Annotated in this window: 2 protein-coding genes; both read left to right on the forward strand. The window is 74.2% G+C overall.

Going from position 1 to position 2,234, the window contains the following annotated elements; genetic code table 11:
• On the forward strand, window positions 1–222 hold a 222-nt coding region (locus tag H5J30_RS28365), incomplete at its 5' end, for a cobalamin biosynthesis protein (RefSeq protein ID WP_181790140.1).
• Window positions 219–2,234 (forward strand): cobaltochelatase subunit CobN (locus H5J30_RS28370; protein WP_181790141.1); only part of this gene is annotated, 2,016 nt, incomplete at its 3' end. The genes H5J30_RS28365 and H5J30_RS28370, both read left to right, overlap by 4 nt.

Consider the following 2,234-nt stretch of genomic DNA (forward strand, 5'->3'; position numbering starts at 1 on the left):
CCCGTGGAGGCCGCGTTCGCCGGTGCGCTCGGGCTGCGGCTCGGTGGGGAGTTGGCGTACGGGGGGCGGACCGAGCACCGGGCCGTGCTCAATCCGGCCGGGCGTCCTCCGGACGTGCGCGACATCGAGCGTGCCGTCCGGCTCTCCTCCCGGGTCTGCTTCCTCGCCCTTGTCACCACCTCCCTCGCCGCCCTGCTCCCCATCGAAGCGAGTGCCGCATGACCACCGTCCTCCTCCTCTCCACCGCCGACACCGATCTCCTCGCCGCCCGCGCCTGCGGCGCGGACTTCCGGATCGCCAACCCCTCCCGCACCGGCCCGGACGACCTGCCCGGGCTCCTCGACGGTGCGGACCTCGTCGTGGTCCGGCTCCTCGGCGGCAGGCGCGCCTGGGAGGAGGGGCTGGACGTGCTCCGCGCCGCCGGGACGCCCACGGTGCTGCTCGGTGGGGAGTCGGTGCCCGACGCCGAGTTGATGGCCGAGTCGTCGGTGCCCGCGGGGGTCGTCGCCGAGGCGTTGCGCTATCTCGTCGAGGGCGGGCCCGCGAACCTCGCGGAGCTGGCGCGGTTCCTGTCCGACACCGTGCTGCTGACCGGCGAGGGCTTCGCCCCGCCGCGGCGGATGCCCGCGTTCGGGGTGCACGGTTCGTACGTGCGGAAGGACGACCGCCCCACCGTCGGCGTGCTCTTCTACCGCGCCCACGAACTCGCCGGGAACACTGCCTTCGTCGACACCCTCTGCGCGGCCGTCGAGGCGCACGGCGCCAACGCCCTGCCGGTGTACTGCGGTTCGCTGCGCGGTGCCGACGAGGGGCTGTTCGAGCTGCTCGGCCGCGCCGACGCCCTGGTGGCGACCGTGCTGGCCTCCGGTGGGACGCGGCCGGGTGACGCCTCCGCGGGCGGGGACGACGAGGCGTGGGACGTGGGGGCGCTCGCGGAGCTGGACGTGCCGGTGCTGCAGGGGCTGTGCCTGACGTCGGGGCGGGACGCCTGGCTGGCGTCGGATGCGGCGCTGTCGCCGATGGACGCGGCGATGCAGGTGGCGATCCCGGAGTTCGACGGGCGGCTGGTGACGGTGCCGTTCTCGTTCAAGGAGGACGGGCCCGACGGCGTGCCGGTCTACGTGGCGGACGCGGAGCGCGCCGGGCGCGTCGCGGGGATCGCCGTGCGGTACGCGCGGCTGCGGCACACGCCGAACGGTGAGAAGCGGATCGGACTCGTCTTCACCGCGTACCCCACCAAGCACTCCCGGGTCGGCAACGCCGTCGGCCTGGACACGCCCGCCTCCGCGGTCCGGCTGCTCGACGCGCTGCGGGCCGCGGGTTACGGCGTCGAGGGGTACCCCGACGACGGCGACGAGCTGATCCACCGGCTCATCGCCGCCGGCGGGCACGACGTGGAGTGGCTGACGGAGGACCAGTTGGCGGCGGCGCCGGCCAGGGTGCCGCTGGGCGACTACGAGCGGTGGTTCGCCGCGCTCGACCCCGGGTTGCGGGCCTCGGTCGTCGCGCACTGGGGCGAGCCGCCGGGCGAGCTGTACGTGGACGACGGCGACGGCGGGCCCGCCGTCGTGCTCGCCTCGCTGCGCTTCGGCAACGCCGTGGTGATGATCCAGCCGCCGCGCGGCTTCGGTGAGAACCCCATCGCCATCTACCACGACCCGGACATGCCGCCGTCGCACCACTACCTGGCCGCGTACCGCTGGCTGGACCGCACGTTCGGCGCGGACGCGCTCGTACACATGGGCAAGCACGGCACGATGGAGTGGCTGCCCGGCAAGGGGCTGGGGCTGTCGGCGGGTTGTGCGCCGGACGCGGTGCTGGGGGATCTGCCGCTGGTGTACCCGTTCATCGTCAACGACCCGGGCGAGGGCACCCAGGCCAAGCGCCGCGGGCACGCGACGGTGGTCGACCACCTCGTGCCGCCGATGGCCCGCGCCGACTCCTACGGGGACCTGGCGAAGCTGGAGCAGCTCCTCGACGAGTACGCGCTCGTCTCCGACCTCGATCCGGCGAAGGCGCCTGCCGTGCGCAGCCGGATCTGGACGCTGGTACGGGCCGCGGAGCTGCACCACGACCTGCACGTGGCGGAGCAGCCGGAGGACGCGGACTTCGACGAATTCGTGCTGCACGTCGACGGCTGGCTGTGCGAGATCAAGGACGTGCAGATACGGGACGGGCTGCACGTGCTCGGCGCCGGCCCGGTCGGTGGGGCGCGGGTGAACCTGGCGCTGGCG

Origin of the sequence: Streptomyces phytophilus, from assembly GCF_013870535.1 — a bacterium.
GTDB lineage: Bacteria > Actinomycetota > Actinomycetes > Streptomycetales > Streptomycetaceae > Streptomyces > Streptomyces phytophilus.